This window comes from Streptomyces griseosporeus (assembly GCF_014656055.1).
Taxonomy (GTDB): domain Bacteria; phylum Actinomycetota; class Actinomycetes; order Streptomycetales; family Streptomycetaceae; genus Streptomyces; species Streptomyces griseosporeus.
In genome coordinates this window covers 985,536-1,004,467 of record NZ_BNBR01000003.1, presented here as the reverse complement: position 1 = coordinate 1,004,467, position 18,932 = coordinate 985,536, and the positions used below count along the sequence as shown (strand labels likewise).

The window sequence follows — 18,932 nt, the reverse complement described above, 5'->3', positions numbered from 1 at the left end:
TGGTGCGGGGTTTGCCGGTGGTGGTGTCCCACAGCCGCGCGGTGCCGTCTGCGCTGGCCGTGGCGACAGTGCGCCCGTCAGGACTGAACGCGACGGAGTAGATCTGGGCGGTGTGCCCGGTCAAGGGAGTCCGGGGCTTGCCTGTGACGGCATCCCACAGCCACGCGCTATAGGAACTTCCAGTGGCGATGGTGCCGCCGTCAGGACTGAACGCCACCGAGTTCACGACGCCGGAAAGACCTCTGAGAGTGGTGCGGGGTTTGTCGGTGTCTGTGTCCCACACGCGCACGGTGCCGTCGGAACCCGCGGTGGCGAGGGTGTGGCCGTCGGAGCTGAACGCCACCGAGTTCACGCCCTCGGAGTGCCCGAGCAGACGCCGGCCTAGGGGGACGTACGCGTCCGTGCGCAGGCTTGCGAGGGCCTCGGGCGTGTGGCTCGTGCGGTACGCCTGCACCGCCAGCAGCGAAGACAGATCGGGGTTGACGTTGATCAGCGTCCCGGAGTCGGTGGCGAGCCGCCGGGAAAGGGCCGCCGCCCGTTGAGCGACAGCCGTCCGCCACTGCCAGAGTGCCCCCGCGCCGGCGAGAAGCGCCAGGACCAGCAATGTGGCCAGAACGGCGATCACTCGTCTGCGCCGTTGTGCGACAGCCTCCTGGCGCTGTCGGCTCGCAGCGAGGAAGGCCGCGATGTCGTCCGGCAGACCATGCCGCCGTGATAGATCGAGGCCCTCCGCAAGGGCCGTACCCGCGAGCAGGTCTCCTGGATCTCGCGTCAGAGCCCAGCGCTGATGGCGTTCACGTGTCTGCTCCAGCCACTCGTGGAACCGGTGATCCTGGCGCACCCATTCCCGCAGTGTGCCCCAGTCGTGAATGAGCGCGTCATGGATCAGTTCCGCGACCGGTTCACGCGGGGCATCTGGGCGCTGCGGGTCACGGAACGACTGTGTGGTGATGATGCGACGGCGAACGAGAGTGGCGATGACGGCGTCCACGTCGCCATCGACCGCGCTCTCGGGGCGGGCCGCCAGGCCGCGCAGCTCGTCGAGGGGCACCTGTGCGCGGACGGGCGGGATACGGCGGCGCGGGTCCTCGGGACGCACCAAGGAAGTGAGGACACTCCTCGCAATGCGTCGCTGACCGGGTGACAGCTCCTCCAGCGCGCTGTCGCACCACATGGTCAGGCTCCCGCTGACCGCTCCGATGCGCTGATACGCCTCATGGGTGAGATAGCCGTCCTTCCGCTGCCGCCACAACTGCGTGAGGGTCATCTCCAGTAGCGGCAGCACGATCACGGGCGCCTGACGGTTCCTGGCCGCGTCGGGAGTGATGTCCAGGACGTCTTTGATGATCTGCTCGGACAGCCCCTGCTGGAAGCCGAGCCGCACGTCACGGGCGGGCCGGACAATGATGTCGTGCAGGTCCTGCCGGCCCAGCAAGCCAGGAACATTGAGCAGACCGGACGTCGCGGCTTCCAGCAACTTCGGCGCTTGCGCGGCAAGTTGGGGATAGAAGTCGTCTCGCATGACGAGAATCACGCTGAGCTTGGTGTACGCATCGCCGACTGTGGTGATGTCGTCGATCACGGCGAGGAATTCCTGCAGCCGTCCGTCGGCACCCTGGAGCAGCAGCTCCTCGAACTGATCGATGATCAGCAGCACACGATGATAGTCGGGCTCGCCCGCCAGCCGGCGGTCGACAGCCGACGCCAGCCCGTCGGGGCGGGCCCCCGGCAGTCCGGCATGCTCGATCTCGGTCAGCAGGTCCAGACGGGGCCGTGCGAGCAACGGCAGCCACCGGTCACTGCCCAGCACTTCCCCCTCGGCCAAGGCCGGCAGCAGCCCCGCCTGGATCAGGGAGGACTTGCCCGATCCGGACGGGCCGAGCAGCAAGGTCAGCCTGTGGGGTCCGGCCAGGTTCGCCAGGAGCTGCCGTATGGCCTCACCCCGCCCCTCGAACCAGCGCGCGTGTTCCACGGTGAATGGCTCCAGCCCCCGGTACGGGCAGACCTCCTGCTCGGCCAAGTCCGGCATGATCTCCCGCAGGACCTGTGTGGGCGTGGCGTACGCGATGCCCTGCCCTCGCGCGAACTCGTCAGGTGCCGTGATCTCGGTGATCATCCCGATGACCAGGCCGGTAGCCTCATCAAGTACCGGCCCGCCGCTGAACCCGGTGGTGAGGTCGTTGGCATGGGTCAGCTGGAGAAGTGCGCCCCTGTCCGGCGAGCTGGGCAGCAGATCGGCCACCTTGCCGACACCCAGGTGTCCGCCAGGCGGTGCCTGGGCAGGAAAGCCGAACGACCGGACCTTGTGGCCCCCACACCCTTCGGCGGAGCCCAGCGGCAATACCCAGGTACCGGGCGGTGTCTCGGGCAGCCGGACGAAGGCGACGTCCTCGTCCTCGGGCGCTCGCCACACCTCGACGTGCCCCTCCAGTACGTCCGCGCCCTCGACGCGGGGGAAGTCCAGCAGTACGCGGTCCTGGGGCCCGGAGTCGGCCGCGCGGATCACATGGGCGCAGGTGACCAGGAGGTTCTCGGCCACCAGGAAACCGGCTCCCACTGCCCTCCCATCGGGCCCGAGGAACTGTGCGACCGCCATGGGCAGGTCCGACGGCATGCCGCCGTCCGCCCAGCGGGCGGCGTCAGCCACGGTCGCCGTTCCAAGCGACCGTGACGTGCAGATGACAGCCGGCCCTGCCCTTGGTGATCACCGCGCTGGCCCCGACCGAGAGGACCACGCCGAACTCGACCGTGATCGCGTCGGGCCGCGCCCTTCGCAGCTGGTCGAGGGCCGTCTGTGCCACCTGCGCGACCGGCTCCAGAGCCTCCTGAAGGGTCGCGGGCATGTCATGAACGAGGTCTCCCAGGCGTCCGGCTTTCACCGGCCCTTCCACCCCGGCCGCTCCCTCGACCAGGACGGAGCCCCCGCGTTCCAGAGGAATCCGGGTCAGTACGGTCACGGCTCTCCTCCAGTGCATGCATGTCCGTCAGGGACCTCGAACCGACATCCGGCACCGTGGCACGTGCCGCAGCCAGGAGTGGGCCATCCGGCGGACCTGCCGACAATGCAGACGGGCCCCGCCTCCCCCAAGGGGAGACGGGGCCCGAGTGCGTCGCAGCGCAGCTACCTCAGTAGCGGCGCGTGATCAGGGCTCGCTTGACCTCCGCGATCGCCTTCGTCACCTCGATGCCGCGCGGGCAGGCGTCCGTGCAGTTGAACGTCGTGCGGCAGCGCCAGACGCCGTCCTTGTCGTTCAGGATCTCCAGGCGCTGCTCGCCGGCCTCGTCACGGCTGTCGAAGATGAAGCGGTGCGCGTTGACGATGGCCGCCGGGCCGAAGTACTGGCCGTCGTTCCAGAAGACCGGGCAGGACGACGTGCAGGCCGCGCAGAGGATGCACTTCGTCGTGTCGTCGAAGCGCTCGCGGTCCTCGGCGGACTGCAGACGCTCACGCGTCGGCTCGTTGGTGTCCTTCGTGATGAGGAAGGGCATCACGTCGCGGTACGCCTGGAAGAACGGCTCCATGTCGACCACGAGGTCCTTCAGGACCGTCAGGCCCTTGATGGGCTCGACCGTGATCGGCTTCTCCGGGTTGATGTCCTTGATCAGGGTCTTGCACGCGAGGCGGTTCTTGCCGTTGATCCGCATCGCGTCCGAGCCGCAGATGCCGTGCGCGCAGGAGCGGCGGAAGGTCAGCGTGCCGTCCAGGTCCCACTTGATCTTGTGGAGACCGTCGAGGACGCGCTCCTTCGGGTCGATCTCCAGCTGGAAGTCCTGCCAGGTCGCCTCGGCGGAGACCTCCGGGTTGAAGCGGCGGACCCGGAACGTGACCGTGATGTACGGGGACGCCGCGGACTCCGCCTCGACCTTGTCCATTACGGGGGTAGCCATCAGTACTTACGCTCCATCGGCTGGTAGCGGGTCTGGACGACCGGCTTGTAGTCGAGACGGACGGTTTCCGACCCGTCGGCGCCGACCTCGCGGTACGCCATCGTGTGGCGCATGAAGTTGACGTCGTCGCGGTTCGGGTAGTCCTCGCGGTAGTGACCGCCGCGGGACTCCTTGCGGGCCAGGGCCGACACCGCCATGACCTCGGCGAGGTCGAGCAGGTTGCCCAGCTCGATCGCCTCCAGCAGGTCGGTGTTGAACCGCTTGCCCTTGTCCTGGATCGCCACGTTCTTGTAGCGCTCACGCAGCTCGGCGATCTTCTCGACGGCCGTCTTGATCGTCTGCTCGGTGCGGAACACCATGACGTTGGCGTCCATGGTCTCCTGCAGCTCGCGCCGCAGGTCCGCGACCCGCTCGTTGCCCGTCGAGGTGCGCAGCCGCTCGATCTGGGAGACGACGAACTCGGCCGGGTTGTCCGGCAGGTCGACGTAGTCGGCCTTCTGGCTGTAGTCCGCCGCCGCGATGCCCGCACGCTTGCCGAACACGTTGATGTCCAGCAGCGAGTTGGTGCCCAGGCGGTTGGCGCCGTGGACCGAGACGCAGGCGACCTCGCCGGCCGCGTACAGGCCCGGGACGACCGTGGTGTTGTCCGCGAGGACCTCACCCTGGACGTTGGTCGGGATGCCGCCCATCGCGTAGTGCGCGGTGGGCTGGATCGGGATCGGGTCCGTGTACGGCTCGATGCCGAGGTACGTACGGGCGAACTCGGTGATGTCCGGGAGCTTGGCGTCCAGCTGCTCCGGCGGGAGGTGCGTCAGGTCCAGGTAGACGTGGTCGCCCTCGGGACCGCAGCCGCGGCCCTCACGGATCTCCGTGTAGATGGAGCGCGACACGACGTCGCGCGAGGCGAGGTCCTTCATGACCGGCGCGTACTTCTCCATGAAGCGCTCGCCGTCCTTGTTGCGGAGGATGCCGCCCTCACCGCGGGCGCCCTCCGTCAGCAGGATGCCCATGCGCCAGATGCCGGTCGGGTGGAACTGGAAGAACTCCATGTCCTCCAGCGGGATGCCCCGCCGGTACACCGCCGCCTGGCCGTCACCGGTCAGCGTGTGCGCGTTCGACGTCACCTTGAAGAACTTGCCGCAGCCGCCGGACGCGTAGATCACGGCCTTCGCCTGGAAGACGTGGATCTCGCCGGTCGCCAGCTCGTACGCGACGACACCGGCGGACCGCTTGACGCCGTCCTCCTCGGTGATCAGCTGGTCGAGGACGTAGAACTCGTTGAAGAACTCCACGCCCTCCTTGACGCAGTTCTGGTACAGCGTCTGGAGGATCATGTGGCCGGTGCGGTCGGCCGCGTAGCAGGACCGGCGGACCGGGGCCTCGCCGTGGTTGCGGCTGTGACCGCCGAAGCGGCGCTGGTCGATCGTGCCGTTCGGGGTGCGGTTGAACGGCAGGCCCATCTTCTCCAGGTCGAGGACCGAGTCGATGGCCTCCTTCGCCAGGATCTCCGCGGCGTCCTGGTCGACCAGGTAGTCACCGCCCTTGACCGTGTCGAAGGTGTGCCACTCCCAGTTGTCCTCCTCCACGTTGGCGAGCGCGGCGGCCATACCGCCCTGCGCGGCGCCCGTGTGGGAGCGGGTGGGGTAGAGCTTGGTCAGGACGGCCGTGCGGCTGCGCTTGGTCGCCTCGATGGCGGCACGCATACCGGCGCCGCCGGCGCCGACGATGACGGTGTCGTACTTGTGGATCTTCATCAGGTTTCCTCAGCCCCGTGGCCTAGCGGATGTTCGGGTCGAAGGTGAAGATCACCAGCGTGCCCAGCAGGATGGTGAACACCGTGGCGGTGTAGAGCAGGGCCTTCAGCCACAGCCGGGTGTTCGCGCGCTCCGCGTAGTCGTTGATGACCGTGCGCAGGCCGTTGGCGCCGTGCAGCATCGCCAGCCACAGCATCAGCAGGTCCCAGACCTGCCAGAAGGGGCTGGCCCAGCGGCCGGCCACGAAGGCGAAGCCGATCTTCGAGACGCCGCCGTCCAGCACCAGCTGGATCAGCAGGTGCCCGATGACCAGCACGACCAGCACGACACCCGACAGGCGCATGAAGAGCCAGGCGGCCAGCTCGAAGTTGCCGCGGGTGGACTTCGGGGTCTTCTTGGTCCGCTTGCGCGGGGCCTCGATGAGCGGCGCCGGGTTGTCGACGGTGTAGACGGACCCGCCCTCGACCGGGCCGATGCCGGCAGCGGTGGATTCAGTCGTGGACATGGGCGTCAGCTCCCGAACAGTTCACGGTAGGCGTGGCCGAGGACGGGGTAGATGGCCCCGATCATCAGCAGCAGCCACAGGACGACGACGGTCCAGAGCATCTGCTTCTGGTAGCGGGGGCCCTTCGACCAGAAGTCGACGGCGATGACGCGGAGGCCGTTGAGCGCGTGGAAGAGGATGGCGGCGACGAGGCCGTACTCAAGGCAGGCGACGATCGGCGTCTTGTAGGTGGCTACGACCTTGTCGTAGTCCTCGGGGGAGACACGAACGAGAGCGGTGTCCAGCACGTGAACGAACAGGAAGAAGAAAATGAGGACGCCGGTGACTCGGTGAGCCACCCAGGACCACATTCCTTCCCGGCCGCGGTACAGCGTTCCAGCCGGCACGGAAGTTTCCTCCGGGAGCGGGGATTGGGGCCGCGCCGGCGTCGGGGTCGGTCGGGCCCGGCCGGGTACGGTCCACCGGCCCCCAGCATCGTAGCGATGCGCTGCCGCTGGGCTCAGCCGGGGCATACGGGTGTGATCAAACTGGCACTCTAAAGGGGTGCGGGTGGCCTAGTGAGGCCTGCGAGACGGGCGGTTTCTCCTGATATGCCGGGATCAGGCCGTCAGTGGTTGCTCGCGCGGTTCCCCGCGCCCCTGAGGGCATCGCACAACCGTTCCCTCGCCAGGCGCCGCAGCTCCTCCGCCGCGATGACCCGCTCCTCCTCCGGATCGTTGGCCAAACGTGATCGGATGCCTTCCAGGACGTGATCGAGGGCCTCGTCCGGGCTCAAGCCGCCCAGGCAGATCACGAACACGTGTCCGAATTTTGCCTCGTAGGCCGCGTGCGCCGCGCTCAGTGCCGTGTGGGCCGCCCCGTACGAGTCCGCCGGCAGCGTCGGCATCGGCTCCGCCGCCAGGGCCTCGGCCAGGTCCGCCGGGGAGAGGTCGTACGCCGCCTCGTCGCAGGCCGCGAGCAGGGCGTCCAGGTCGGGGTAGGGGCGGTGGGCCGTGAGGCGGTGGGCCCAGCGGTTGCTGCGCAGGCAGGCCAGCAGGGCGCGGTGGGCCTCGTCGGCGGGGGCCGTGTTGAAGGCGTCGAGCCGCGGCCGGGGCGGTGGGCTCGTGCGCGGCTGCGCGGGCAGTGCCGGTACGGCCAGGCGGCCGGACGGTGGGGGAAGGCGGTGCGCTGGCAGCGTGGGTCCTCGCGTCACGTGGGTGGTGGCAGGGGAAAATGTGAGAGGTGTGACGACACGTTATCGAGTGTGGTCTTGACGTGTCCGACAGATGCCCGAATTTCACTCGGACGGGAGAGTTTCAGAACGTGTGGTGGACGCACTCCACCCGGCGAGGGTCGTAGGTTGGCGAGGTGAGCCAGCACAGGCGCCGGGCTCCGGCGAAGAAGATCAGGCAGAGGCGAGGGATCGTCGCGGCGGCGTTCGCGGGGACGGTGGCCCTCGGGGTCGGCCTCGGCGTGTGGGCGTCGTCCGGCGGCAGCGGCACGCCCACCGGGTCGGCCGCCACCACACGGCAGCCCTCCGACACCAAGTCGGGGGCGGCGCAGGCCGCGTCCCGCACGCCGTCGCCGAGCCCCACCCGCAGCTACCCCCTGTCCACGGCGCCCCGCACGATTCCGGCCGTGCGGGCGCACACCCCTGCCCGCGGGCCGGGCTGGAAACCGGCGCGCGGTGAGCGGGTCGTCGTCAGCGACCCCGAGCTGGCCGACGAGGGACGGCTGATCGCGGGCGAGCTGGGGCTGGCCTACGGCGGCGAGTCGGGCGACGTGCGCCCCGGGGACGTACGGCTCGCGCTCAACGACGACGAGGGCGCGAACCCGGAGTCGTACACCATGACCGTGCGCGGCGGGCACGTCGTCATCAGCGGGCCCGGCGAGGCCGGTGTCTTCTACGGCACCCGCACGCTCAAGCAGGAGGTGCACGGCGGCGGCAGCGCGCCGGAGGGCGTGGTGCGCGACGAGCCGGCCAAGCCGGTGCGCGGGCTGATGCTGGACATCGCGCGCAAGCCGTACAGCGCGGCCTGGCTGGAGGACCGGGTGCGCGAGCTGGGCGACCTGAAGTTCAACCAGCTCGGGCTGCACTTCTCCGACGACCAGGGCTTCCGGATCGAGTCCTCCACGCACCCGGAGATCGTCTCCAGGAACCACCTCACCAAGGCGCAGGTCAAGCGGATCGTCGACCTGGCGGCCAGTCGGCACATCACCGTCGTGCCCGAGATCGACTCCCCTGGGCATCTGGGCGCGGTCCTCGCCGCCCACCCCGACCTGAAGCTGTACAGCGCGCGCGGCAACGTCGCCCGCGGGGCCATCGACATCTCCAAGGACAAGGCCGCCTCGATCGTCGACGACCTGCTCGACGAGTACGCCGACGTCTTCCCCGGCGGCACCTGGCACCTGGGCGGCGACGAGTACGTCGCGCTGATGGCGTCCAACCCCGAGGCGTCGTACCCGCAGCTCGCGGCCGCCGCCCGGGACGCCTACGGCTCCGGCGGCACGATCGCCGACCTGGCCACCGGCTGGCTCAACGACCGCGCCGACACGGTCCGCGCCCACGACCGCACCCTGGTGGCCTGGAACGACGGCTTCTTCCGGAACACCTCCGTGCAGCCGGCCAAGGACCTCCAGGTCGGCTACTGGACCGGCAAGGAGATCGGCGCCCGGCCGCCCCTGGACTATCTGAGGGCGGGGCGGAAGGTCCTCAACTACAACGACAAGTACCTGTACTACGTGCTCGGGCAGCCCAACCAGTTCGTCTACCCGACCGGGCAGCGCATCTACGAGGAGTGGACGCCGCGGGTGCTGCGCGGCAGCACGGCCGTCCCGGCCTCGTACGACGCGCAGATCCCCGGCGGGTCCTTCGCGGTCTGGGGCGACCTGCCGAACAGCCAGACGCAGGCGCAGGTCGCGGCCGGGATCCGGATGCCGCTGCGGGCCACGGTGCAGAAGCTGTGGAATCCGGGTAAACCCTCTCTCACCTGGGCGCAGTTCCGGGCGCTCGCCGACCGGCTGGGGTGAGCGGCGCGCCGCATCCCGCCGTCCGGCTGCGAACACGGGTACGACTGTGGTGTATTCGGTCGGCCGGGGTGTCCGCGCCGGCGGTGAGCGTCCGGCCCGGGCCGTGCGGGCCGGCCGCACGGCGGGCCGGGAGAGGCGGGGGGACGGGATGGGCTACTGGGGGTACTTCGTCGTCGGGCGGTCGGTACGGCCGCTCACCGAGACGGAGGCGCTGACCGGCGTGGCCGGCGAGCTGCGGCAGCGCACATCGGCGCCGGACGGCTGGCAGGTCTGGGAGTTCCCGAGCGCGGACGGCGACGTCGGCAGCATGAACACGCTGGCCCGGGAGACCGGCGCGCCCGCGCTCTTCGGGTACGTCATGGACGGCGCCTGCGTGGTCGTCGAGGCGGCGGCGCCCGAGAGCGGGGCGTGGACCACGTGCCTGGCGCGGGCCGCGACCGCCCGCTACCTCGGGGCCGGCGACGCCGGGCTGACCCTGGAGGACTACTTCCTGCCGCCGGACGAGGCGAGTGCGCGGGCCGTCGCCTGGGCGGCCGAGGCGGGGCGCGAGGCGGACCCCTCGGCCCTCCTGGAGGTGCTGACCGCCGACGGCGACGAAGTGGCCGAAAACCTGCTGTTCCGTCTCCTCGACCGGCTCGGGGTCGTGCCCCTGTGACACTCCCGGGCCGTCGCACGCAGTAAGGGAAAGTGCGGGCTCCGTGTCGGGATGGCGCCCCGTCGAGGGAGGCGTGGATGAGCCTGGTGGAGCTGATCTCTCAGGCCGACGAGCGCGGACTGGCCGCGAGCGGCCTGGCTTGTTTGGATCGGTGCGTGCCCCTGCTGGGCGGCGACGACGAGACACTGCGACCGCTGTGGGGCAGCCTCGCCGAGGGCGCCGACGGCAGCGCCTGGGGCACCTCGCTCGAACAGGTGCGCGGCAAGCTGGCCGGGCCCGACGACACCGGCGAGGACGAGGCCGCGCAGCTGGCCCGGCGCATGCTGGCCGCCGCCCCCGCCGAGCCGGCCGCCCCCGCGGTGCGGGTGTGGGCCGACGCCTGCTCGGTGGCCTCCCTGCAGATCCACCGGCTGCTCGACCCCGCCACCGACGCGGGACCGGTCGACGCGCACCGGGAGGGCCGTACGGAGGGCATGTCGCCGCTCGTCACGGCCGAACTGCGCCGCCAGGTCACCGTGCTGGAACTGCTCGCCGAACACGGCGCGGCCGGCCTGCGCCCGGCCCTGGAGGTCTCCACGGAAGGCCGCCGGGTGCTGCGCGCGGTCGTCTCGCGCCGGGCGCGCGGGCGCGGCTGACCGTCGTCTGGCGCCGGGCGCGCGGGCCCGGCCGACCCTGCCCGTCCCTGCTCAAACCCCGGCGGGTGGGGGAGTCCTGTGACCGTCCTGGGGCGGAGCGGGGGCGGTTCCGCGCCGGTTGCGGGGAGCCGCCGGATCCGAGTGACGAATCGCCGGAGCCCGGCGCTCTTGGGGGTGTGACGACTTACCAGGCGACACCCCACGACACCCGGCCCTCGGCGGCGGCGAAGCCCGTGCGGTGGGCGGCGGACGCCGTCGCCGCCATGCGCGAGGGCGCGCGGCTGTACCTCGACTACTCGGCGCAGAGCCTGTGGCGCGTCGACCGGATGATCGACGAGATACGGCGGGACGGCGCCCCGTACGCCGCCGTGGAGCACGTGCTGCGCGGTTTCGGCGCGTACGCCGGCGAGGTCATCGCCCGGCAGGCCGGCGCCGAGTGGTGGACCGCGGGCGGCGACCACTGGATCCGCACCCCCGACGGCCGGCTCTGGGACCCCTTCGACGAGGCCCGCCGCTGCTTCGCCGGGAACGGCTCGCTGCGGCTGCTGTGCCGCGACGCCACGGGCGCGGGGCACTGACCGGAGGCGGATACCGGGGACGGACCGGGGCACTGGCCCGGACCCGGGCGTGCGGGGCGCAAAATCGCCGTAATTAAGAGACGGCGGCGTTCCCAAACGGGCGGATCGCGAGGGACGATGGAGGGCGACCTCGGGGACTGACGGTCCGATCCGGGAGGCCACATGGCCGAGAACCGACGGTGGTGGGCGCTTGTCGTCATCGCGCTCGCCCAGTTGATGGTCGTGCTCGACATGACCATCGTGAACATCGCACTTCCCTCCGCCCAGGCCGACCTGAACATGTCGGACGGCAACCGGCAGTGGGTGATCACCGCCTACACCCTCGCCTTCGGCGGACTGCTGCTGCTCGGCGGGCGGATCGCCGACCTCGCCGGCCGGAAGAACACCTTCATGATCGGGCTGCTCGGCTTCGCCGCCGCGTCCGCGCTCGGCGGAGCGGCGAACGGCCAGGGCATGCTCTTCGGCGCCCGCGCCCTGCAGGGCGTGTTCGCCGCGCTGCTCGCGCCCTCCGCGCTGTCGCTGCTCGCGACGACCTTCACCGATCCCAAGGACCGCGGGCGGGCCTTCGGCGTGTTCGGCGCGATCGTCGGCGCCGGCGCGGCGATCGGGCTGCTCGCGGGCGGCTTCCTCACCGAGTACCTGGACTGGCGCTGGTGCCTGTACGTCAACGTGCCCATCGCGCTGATCGCCTTCGCGGGCGCCTGGGCGCTGCTCGCCCCCGGCGAACGCCACCCCGACGCCCACCTGGACGTGCCGGGCGCGCTGCTCGGCTCGGGCGGCATGCTGGCGCTGGTGTACGGCTTCTCCGAGGCGGAGTCCCGCGGCTGGGGCGACGCCCTGGTGCTGACGCTGCTCTTCGGCGGCCTCGCCCTGCTCGCCCTGTTCGGGCTGTGGCAGACCCGCGCCCGCGTCCCGCTGCTGCCGATGACGGTGGTGAAGGACCGGCAGCGGGTCGGCGCCTTCCTGACGGTGCTGCTGGTCACCGTCGGCATGTTCGGCGTCTTCCTGTTCCTCACGTACTACATGCAGGGCGTCCTCGGGTACTCCCCGGTCAGGACCGGCCTCGCCTATCTGCCGCTCACCGCCGGCATGATCGTCGGCTCCACGCAGATCGCGGCCCGCCTGCTGAACAAGGTGCCGCCGCGCACCCTGATGGTGCCGGGGCTGCTGCTGGCCGCGGGCGCGCTGGCACTGATCGCGCAGGTCGGCGTGGAACCCGCGTACGCCTCCCACATCCTGCCCGGCATGATCATGCTCGGGCTCGGCATGGGTACGGCGATGATGACCTCGGTGTCCCTGGCCACGGGCAGCGTGGCGCCGCGCGACTCGGGCGCCGCGTCGGCCACCTTCAACACCGCCCAGCAGGTCGGCGGCTCGATCGGCACGGCCCTGCTCAACACCATCGCCGCGAGCGTGACCTCCCGCTATCTGACCGCGCACGGCGGCCCCGGCGTGAACCGCCGCGCCCTGCAGGCCGAGGCGACCGTGCACGGCTTCAACGTCGCCACCTGGTGGGCCATGGGCGCCCTGCTGCTGGCCGCGCTGATCGCGGGCGTGGTCGTGGACGCCCCGCGCGCCCCGGCACCGCGGGGCGCGGAGACGGCACCGGAGCCGGTGGAGTCGCGGGCGGGGTGAGGCGTCCGGCGGGTGCGCGGGGCCGGGCGGCGGCGCGGGACCGGGTCGGGCGTGAGTGACGTACCGGGCCGGGCTGAGGGACGTACCGGGCCGGCCGGACCCCGTGCGTGGCGGGGGCCGGCCGGCCCGGGGCTCCCGCCGCGCCGCCCCCGCAGGAGGAGGTCGGGAGCGGCCCGTGCGACGGGAGAGGGGTCTCCCGCCGCACCGCCCCCGGGGGGAGACGGGCGGTACGGCGGGACGCGAGCGGCCCGGTCCGGCCGGGCGCCGGCTACGGCGTGAGCTGCTGGCCCAGGTGGGCGCCGGCCGGGGTGCCCAGCGCCGACCGGCTGAGGACGAGCATCGTCGAGTAGCCGAGGCCGGAGCTGTTGCTCGGCAGGTACATCACCACGCCGTCGCCCGCGTCCTCGCCGGACACGCCGAAGGTCAGGTCGGCGCGCCCGCCGCCGGTCAGGTCGGTCAGCGACACCGCGGAGCCGAACCGGTCGCCCGTCTCGGTGGCGCCCGGCACGCCGGAGGTGTCCTGCGAGACGCTGATCGCGCCCGCGTCCGTCAGACCGGTGGACGACCCCCGCAGCAGGACCGCGCTGCCCGCGTTGCCGCGGTTGGCGCCGTCCCGGGTGAGGTCTTCGTCGGGTACGCCGACCAGGGCGTCCGGGTAGCCGTCGGCGTTGAAGTCGCCGGTCGAGACGGCGGTGCCGAACGCGTCCCCGGACTCGTTGGCGCCGGGCACGCCGCCGGTGTCCTGCTGGATGACCTTCATGCCGGTCGTGGTGAACCCGGTCGACGTGCCGAGCAGCATCGTCACCTGGCCGCCCGAGACGCCCCCCGACTCGGCGGCGTACGGCTGCCCGATGACGATGTCGTCGTAGCCGTTGGCGTTGAAGTCCCCCGCGGCGATGGACCGGCCGCCCTTCACGGACAGCACCCCGGCCTTGGTCAGGCCGGTCGCCGAGCCCGCGAACCGGATCACCCGGCCGATGCCGCCGCTGTCGCGGAGGTTCAGCGCGACGTCGGCGTACCCGTCCCGGTTGAAGTCGCCCACCGCGGAGTCCAGGGACGACACCCCGGCGGTCGAGGTGGTCAGCGTGCCGTAGGTGGTGGCGCCGCCGGTGAGGCGGACGTTGTAGGTGCCGCCGCGGCCGGTGCCCGCCGAGAAGACGTCCGCCTTGCCGTCGCCGTTGAAGTCACCGACGGCGACGGACGAGCCGAGCTTCGCGCCGCCCGCGGTCACCCCCGAAGTGGTGTACCAGAAGCCGGAGTTCAGCCCCGGCCCGTACAGGACCGTCACCGCGCCGCGGTCCGTGACGCCGGTGGTGTCCTCGCCGGGCGCGCCGATCGCCAGGTCGGCGTAACCGTCGCCGTTGACGTCGCCCCACGCGGTGGAGGCGCCGAAGTAGTCACCGGCCTCGGTGGAGTCGGGGACCCCGGCGCTGTTCTGGGTGAGCGTCAGCCTGCGCGAGGCGACCGGCCCGTCGACCCCGCCCGGGACCACGGTGACCGTGTTCGGGCCGGGCACGGGCGCGACCAGGTCCGCCGCGCCGTCGCGGTCGTAGTCGGAGGTCGGCAGGGCGTGCGAGATGCCCGGCGTCTTCGCGAGCGCGGCGATGAAGCCGAGCTTCGGGAAGAGGTTGGCGCCCGGGCAGGCGGTGTAGTTGGTGTCCCGGTGGCCGAAGACCCGCGGCAGGGTGACCGACTGCCCCTTGGGGATCTTGTTGCCGTCGACGCCCGCGTCGCTGCCGGAGGTCAGCGTCACCTTGCCGGTCGGGTCGATGCCGTACATGCCGAACTTCCACGCCACGATCCGCGCGATCGCGTCCATCGCGGCGCGGCTCGGCCTCGCGCTCTCGAAGTTGCCGATGTACGAGATGCCGACGGTGTTGGTGTTGAAGCCGATGTCGTGGGCGCCGACCACCGGCAGGTCCATGCCGCCGCTGCGGCCCTCGAAGATCTGCCCGCACCGGTCGACGACGAAGTTGTAGCCGACGTCGAAGTAGCCGCGGGCGAAGTGCGCCTGCTGGATGGTGCGCATCCGGGCCCGTGAGTCGACGCAGGAGACCGTGTTGTCGGTGTCCTCGCCGGTGTGGTGGACGACCGCGGCCTTGATCTCCGTGCCGTAGCTCGGCGTGCCGTTGTACCGCGTCGACGCGCCCCACTCGGCCTGCGTGATCACAGGCGGCTTGACGACGGTCGAGGGGCGGGGGGCGGGCACGGTGGAGGTCGGTGAGGGGGAGGCGGTGGCCGTGGCGGACGGGGACGTCGAGGGCGATCCGGTCACCGTCGGGGAGGCCGACGCGGAGTCCGTCACCGCCGGGGTTGCGCTGTCCGTCGCGGATTGCGTCACCGCCGGGGCCCCGCCGTCCGTCGCGGACCCGGTCGGCGTCGGCGCCGCGGACGTCGTCGCCGGTGCCGTCGTCTCCTCCGCGTACGCGGCGGGCTCCGTGGCGCCCCGCGGGTCGGTGCCCGGGTCGAGCAGCCGTACGTCCATACCGGCCGGCTGACCGCCCGCCGGCTTGCCGTCGGCGCCGACGATCCGCACCTCGACGCCGTCGGCGTCGCCGGTCCACATCGACTCCGTACCGCCGCGCACCGCGGTCCGCTCACGCTCGGCGCCGTCGGCCTGGTTGGGGTCCGGGGTCAGCCTGCGCCACGGGGACCACTTGCCGGTCTCCAGATCGCGGGTGCGCACCTGCGGTGTGCCCTTGGCGCGCGCGGCCGGATCGTCCCAGGTCAGCACCACCGCACTGAACCGGTCCGTATCCTGCTGAGCCAGGCCGCGGCGGCCGCCGCCCTGGTCCTTGAGCCTGACCGTGTGCACGGACGGCCCGCGCACCTCCGCCCCGGCGCGCGCACCCGGGTCCGCGATCGCGTACGTGACGACGCCCGCGCCGCTCACCAGCACGGCACCGGCCGTCAGCCACGCTCTGCGCTTCAGGCTCAGCGGCCGGTACGCACGCGTCCTGCGAGGACTCACTTGTTCCACCCCTGCTCGGCAAAAGAGAAGACGCCGTCGGTCCCGTCCCAGGGGACACAGGCGTCACTTGCGCAGCGCGAGGAGCGGTCGAAACGTCACTCCGGCCGTCACCGGCGGCCCTCTCCGGCCCTCTCCGGCCCTCTCCGGCCCTCTCCGGCCCTGTCAAGCCACGAAAAGCAGGGAAGTGACCGGGTGGGCCGTCCCCGGGCCTACTGGAGACACCCCGGCTCCAGAAGGAGAGAACCCCCATGACGACGCCGCCCCCCTTCCCGTACGACCGTCACCCCGCACCCCCCGCGCCCCCTGTTCCGCCCGCTCCCCCCGGGCCGCCCGTCCGCCCCCGCGCCGCGCGCAGTGCCGGTGCCGTCGTCGAGGGGGTGGTGCGCGGGGCGCAGGTCCGGACCGAGTACCGCGGCGAGCACGCGTCCGAGGTGATCTGGACCTTCCGGGTGGAGGAGTACGACACCGCCGGCACCCTGCTCTCCCTCGTCCCCGTCGAGATGCGCGGACTGACCTTCGAGGGGTCCGTCGCCGACGGCGACTGGGTGCGCGCCCGGGGCCGGACGAAGGCCGGCACCCTGCGGGTCACCCGGCTGGAGAACCTCACGACCGGTGCCGCCGTGCGCGCCAAGGGTGTCTCGCGGCCCGCCGTGGTCGTCGCCTACGTCCTGATGGCCGCGATCGCCGCGTTCGTCGCGTGGGGCTTCTACACGACCTTCTTCGGCGGGCCGGACCTCCCGCCGGGCTTCCCGGGCGACTGGTGAGACAGCGACCGGCGGACAGCGACTGACACGCGAGGACGGAGAAGGGTTGTACATGATGCCTGAGGCAACCGTGTGGTCATCGACACAGAAGCGACCCGTGATGTTCCGGGGCCCCGCCCCGCTGGGACATCCGGGGGAGTGGCGAGCGCGGCCTCCCCCTCGGCCGAGCGACAAAGGGGTGGGTACCGGTGAGCGCAGTGGACGAGCGGGTGCCGTGCGCCCGTGACATGCGGCCGGGCGCGGCGGCCTTCGTGGCCCGGCTCACCGCCCGCCGGCCGCTGCCCCTCGACTACACCGTGGCGAGCCTGCGCGTCGTCGACTTCCTCCTCGACGGGCTGCGCAAGGGCGGCGCCGACCGCGAGGGCGCGGCCGGGACGCTGTTCGGGCTCGGGGCGTACGTCGGTGAGGTGCTGGTGCGGCACGCGGGCGCGGTCTGGGTCGACCTCGACGCCGACCAGCGGGCCTACTTCGGCCAGCCGGTCGGGGTGCGGATGCCCGACGGCCGGGTGTGGAACCCCCTCGGCAAGGTCGTCAACCGGTTCGCCTCGGGCAGCCCCGACGACTCCCTGCGGACCTTCTACCTGACCCTGCACGGCCGCGCCCGCCGCCCGGCCGCCCGCCGCGGGACCGTGTCCGGCGGCCCCGGGCACCGGTCCGGGATCTGACACGCTGTGACACTTCTGTGAACCGTGACGCTGATCAGCGTGGAGGCGTGACCGCGGTCGGGGCGTCGCGGACGACGACGCCGGCGCGGGGGACGCGCCCCACGACGGCCGCCCGACGGCGGCCGTGACCCGGTACGAACGAGGACAGTCTTTGGGCCAGGGAGGCAAACCCCGGCGCGCGCAGGCGTACGACGGGGAACTGGGCGCCGCGGTGACGCGGGCCCAGCAGGGGGACGAGGCGGCGTTCGCGGTCGCGTACCGGATCGTGCAGCCCGGGCTGCTCGGCTATCTGCGGGGCCTGGTCGGCGAGGACGCCGAGGACGTGGCCTCCGACGCCTGGCTGGAGATCGCCCGTGACCTCGGGCGGTTCCAGGGCGACGGGGCGGGCTTCCGCGGCTGGACGGCGACCATCGCCCGGCACCGGGCCCTGGACCATCTGCGCCGCCAGCGGGTCCGGCCGCGCTCGGCGGTGCTGGAGGCGGACGTACTGGAGCTGCCCGGCCCGCACAGCACCCACGAGCAGGCGCTGGAGTCGCTGTCCACGGCGCGGGCGCTGGAGCTGGTGCGCGGGCTGCCCCGCGACCAGGCCGAGGCGGTGCTGCTGCGGGTGGTCGTCGGCCTGGACGGCCCCGCCGCCGCACGGGTGCTCGGCAAGCGCCCAGGCGCCGTACGGACCGCCGCCCACCGGGGCCTGAAGCGGCTCGCCCGGGAGCTGGGTGTGACGGATGAGGCCCGCCGGACGCTGGGTGAGTCGAAGTGAACAGCGTCGTCCGGCACGGCGACGCCCTGACTGGAACGGTCGGCTCCGCTCGCTCGTCTGTGTCACATGAACCCCACAGATCATGTGAGCCGTACAGAGTCCTCGAACCACTGACCTCACCAGTACCCACGACAGCATGTGCAGCAGCGAGACCGGACAGGGACGGAAACCGACATGGGTGAACGGCTGAGCGGCGGCGGTACCTCCGGCCGCCGTGCGCACCCTGACGCCGTCTTTGGGCCCCGGCACACGGAGGGCGACGCCGGCCTGGAGGCGCTGATCGCCGCCGCCGTACGGCAGGACGTCATCGACGCCGAGGCCGAGCAGCGGGCCGTGGCCGCGTTCTGCGCGGCCCGGGACGCGGGCGCCCACCGGGCACGCTCCCGGCGCCGTGACGACTGGAGCCCGAGCGGGCGGCGCACGCGCCTGTCGGTGCGCGCCACGCTCTCCGTCCTCGCGGCGAGCCTCACCCTGGGCGGGGTGGCGTACGCCACGATCGGCTCCGGCGCCTTCCCCGACGGCCCCGACGGCCGCACCGGACGCCCGCAGCCCGGCACCAGCGCCCCCGACCGCGCACCGGAGCAGGCCGTCACCGACCCCTCCGCCTCCACCACTCCTTCCGGCTCCCCCTCCGCCGACCCCGACCGGCCGGCGACCGCCGAGGACACCGAGGCCCACTGCACCGCCTACGAGCAGGTCCGCGCCCAGGGCCGGGCGCTGGACGCGACGGCCTGGCGCCGGCTGGTGAGCGAGGCGGGCGGCGAGGACAAGGTCGAGGACTTCTGCGCCCGCCGGACCGACGCCGCGACGACATCCCCCCGCCCCTCCGCCGGGGCCGACCGCTCCGTCGGCAACGCGGGCTCCTCCCAGGCCGGCAGCGGCGCCGCCAACGCGGGGGAGGGCGCCGGCAACGCCGAGGGCGGTGGCGGCAACGCGGAGGAGGGTGCCGGCAACGCGAACGCCGGAGCGGACAACGGAGGTGACGCCGGCCGCGCGCCGACGCCGGCCCCCTCCGCCGCCCCGACCGGCGGCGCCGGGAAGAACCGGCCGTAGACATCCGCGGCGGCTCCGGCCGCCGTACGCGACAAGGGCCGCCCCACGTCCGCAGGGCGG

At 72.3% G+C, this 18,932-nt stretch carries 17 protein-coding genes; 9 read left to right on the top strand and 8 right to left on the bottom strand.

Annotated elements, in window-relative coordinates; all coding sequences use genetic code 11:
• From IE308_RS19020 to IE308_RS18990, 7 genes are all read right to left on the bottom strand, one after another.
• Positions 1–2,647, bottom strand: a 2,647-nt coding sequence (locus IE308_RS19020) for an nSTAND1 domain-containing NTPase (protein WP_229908934.1), incomplete at its 3' end; no start/stop codon positions are given.
• Complete coding sequence (locus IE308_RS19015) at positions 2,640–2,975, bottom strand: CU044_2847 family protein (protein ID WP_229908933.1); 336 nt, start codon at positions 2,973–2,975, stop codon at positions 2,640–2,642. The genes IE308_RS19015 and IE308_RS19020, both read right to left, overlap by 8 nt.
• Positions 2,976–3,126: 151 nt before the next feature.
• Positions 3,127–3,888 carry a succinate dehydrogenase iron-sulfur subunit gene (locus tag IE308_RS19010; protein ID WP_110629953.1) on the bottom strand — a complete coding sequence of 254 codons (762 nt, stop codon included), beginning with the start codon at positions 3,886–3,888 and terminating at the stop codon, positions 3,127–3,129.
• A complete protein-coding gene (gene sdhA / locus IE308_RS19005; protein ID WP_110629954.1) occupies positions 3,888–5,642 on the bottom strand; it encodes a succinate dehydrogenase flavoprotein subunit in 1,755 nt (584 codons plus the stop codon). The genes IE308_RS19010 and sdhA overlap by 1 nt, the downstream gene beginning before the upstream one ends.
• Positions 5,643–5,664: 22 nt before the next feature.
• Positions 5,665–6,147 carry a succinate dehydrogenase hydrophobic membrane anchor subunit gene (locus IE308_RS19000; protein WP_110629955.1) on the bottom strand — a complete coding sequence of 161 codons (483 nt, stop codon included), beginning with the start codon at positions 6,145–6,147 and terminating at the stop codon, positions 5,665–5,667.
• Between the two features lie 5 nt (positions 6,148–6,152).
• A complete protein-coding gene (sdhC, locus tag IE308_RS18995) occupies positions 6,153–6,533 on the bottom strand; it encodes a succinate dehydrogenase, cytochrome b556 subunit (RefSeq protein ID WP_110629956.1) in 381 nt (126 codons plus the stop codon).
• 221 nt (positions 6,534–6,754) lie between these two features.
• Positions 6,755–7,339, bottom strand: a complete 585-nt coding sequence (locus tag IE308_RS18990) for a 2-oxo-4-hydroxy-4-carboxy-5-ureidoimidazoline decarboxylase (protein WP_190218815.1) — start codon at positions 7,337–7,339, stop codon at positions 6,755–6,757.
• 155 nt (positions 7,340–7,494) lie between these two features.
• Here IE308_RS18990 and IE308_RS18985 point away from each other — a divergent pair, with 155 nt between their 5' ends.
• The 5 genes from IE308_RS18985 to IE308_RS18965 all read left to right on the top strand — a co-directional run bounded on the left by IE308_RS18985 (position 7,495) and on the right by IE308_RS18965 (position 12,659).
• Complete coding sequence (locus IE308_RS18985; RefSeq protein ID WP_190218814.1) at positions 7,495–9,156, top strand: beta-N-acetylhexosaminidase; 1,662 nt, start codon at positions 7,495–7,497, stop codon at positions 9,154–9,156.
• A 148-nt stretch (positions 9,157–9,304) separates the two neighbouring features.
• Positions 9,305–9,811 carry a hypothetical protein gene (locus tag IE308_RS18980; protein WP_190218813.1) on the top strand — a complete coding sequence of 169 codons (507 nt, stop codon included), beginning with the start codon at positions 9,305–9,307 and terminating at the stop codon, positions 9,809–9,811.
• Between the two features lie 77 nt (positions 9,812–9,888).
• The gene (locus IE308_RS18975; protein WP_190218812.1) at positions 9,889–10,446 is read left to right on the top strand and encodes a hypothetical protein; all 558 of its coding nucleotides are present in this window, start codon (positions 9,889–9,891) and stop codon (positions 10,444–10,446) included.
• A gap of 176 nt (positions 10,447–10,622) precedes the next feature.
• On the top strand, positions 10,623–11,024 hold the full coding sequence (locus IE308_RS18970) for a hypothetical protein (protein WP_110629961.1): 402 nt from the start codon (positions 10,623–10,625) through the stop codon (positions 11,022–11,024).
• 162 nt (positions 11,025–11,186) lie between these two features.
• Positions 11,187–12,659, top strand: coding sequence for an MFS transporter (locus tag IE308_RS18965; RefSeq protein ID WP_110629962.1), 1,473 nt, complete (start codon positions 11,187–11,189; stop codon positions 12,657–12,659).
• Between the two features lie 268 nt (positions 12,660–12,927).
• Here the strand turns inward: IE308_RS18965 and IE308_RS18960 are convergent, their stop codons facing one another.
• Positions 12,928–15,630: an FG-GAP-like repeat-containing protein gene (locus IE308_RS18960; RefSeq protein ID WP_229908932.1), complete on the bottom strand. Its 2,703-nt coding sequence runs from the start codon at positions 15,628–15,630 to the stop codon at positions 12,928–12,930.
• Positions 15,631–15,878: 248 nt separating this feature from the next.
• On the opposite strand from IE308_RS18960, the gene IE308_RS18955 reads away from it, so the two are divergent.
• The 4 genes from IE308_RS18955 to IE308_RS37245 all read left to right on the top strand — a co-directional run bounded on the left by IE308_RS18955 (position 15,879) and on the right by IE308_RS37245 (position 18,872).
• On the top strand, positions 15,879–16,394 hold the full coding sequence (locus IE308_RS18955; protein WP_190218811.1) for a hypothetical protein: 516 nt from the start codon (positions 15,879–15,881) through the stop codon (positions 16,392–16,394).
• 188 nt (positions 16,395–16,582) lie between these two features.
• Positions 16,583–17,059, top strand: a complete 477-nt coding sequence (locus IE308_RS18950; protein ID WP_373314519.1) for a hypothetical protein — start codon at positions 16,583–16,585, stop codon at positions 17,057–17,059.
• A 151-nt stretch (positions 17,060–17,210) separates the two neighbouring features.
• Positions 17,211–17,819 (top strand): RNA polymerase sigma factor, encoded by a 609-nt coding sequence (locus IE308_RS18945; protein ID WP_110629965.1) that lies wholly within the window; start codon positions 17,211–17,213, stop codon positions 17,817–17,819.
• A gap of 174 nt (positions 17,820–17,993) precedes the next feature.
• The gene (locus IE308_RS37245) at positions 17,994–18,872 is read left to right on the top strand and encodes a hypothetical protein (RefSeq protein WP_190218810.1); all 879 of its coding nucleotides are present in this window, start codon (positions 17,994–17,996) and stop codon (positions 18,870–18,872) included.
• The last annotated feature ends 60 nt before the right edge of the window (positions 18,873–18,932 follow it).

Coding starts and splice junctions, on each gene's coding strand:
- IE308_RS19015 (WP_229908933.1), bottom strand. CDS start 2,975: ATGCACTGGAGGAGAGCCGTGACCGTACTGACCCGGATTCCTCTGGAA.
- IE308_RS19010 (WP_110629953.1), bottom strand. CDS start 3,888: ATGGCTACCCCCGTAATGGACAAGGTCGAGGCGGAGTCCGCGGCGTCC.
- sdhA (WP_110629954.1), bottom strand. CDS start 5,642: ATGAAGATCCACAAGTACGACACCGTCATCGTCGGCGCCGGCGGCGCC.
- IE308_RS19000 (WP_110629955.1), bottom strand. CDS start 6,147: ATGTCCACGACTGAATCCACCGCTGCCGGCATCGGCCCGGTCGAGGGC.
- IE308_RS18980 (WP_190218813.1), top strand. CDS start 9,305: ATGGGCTACTGGGGGTACTTCGTCGTCGGGCGGTCGGTACGGCCGCTC.
- IE308_RS18975 (WP_190218812.1), top strand. CDS start 9,889: ATGAGCCTGGTGGAGCTGATCTCTCAGGCCGACGAGCGCGGACTGGCC.
- IE308_RS18965 (WP_110629962.1), top strand. CDS start 11,187: ATGGCCGAGAACCGACGGTGGTGGGCGCTTGTCGTCATCGCGCTCGCC.
- IE308_RS18955 (WP_190218811.1), top strand. CDS start 15,879: ATGACGACGCCGCCCCCCTTCCCGTACGACCGTCACCCCGCACCCCCC.
- IE308_RS37245 (WP_190218810.1), top strand. CDS start 17,994: ATGGGTGAACGGCTGAGCGGCGGCGGTACCTCCGGCCGCCGTGCGCAC.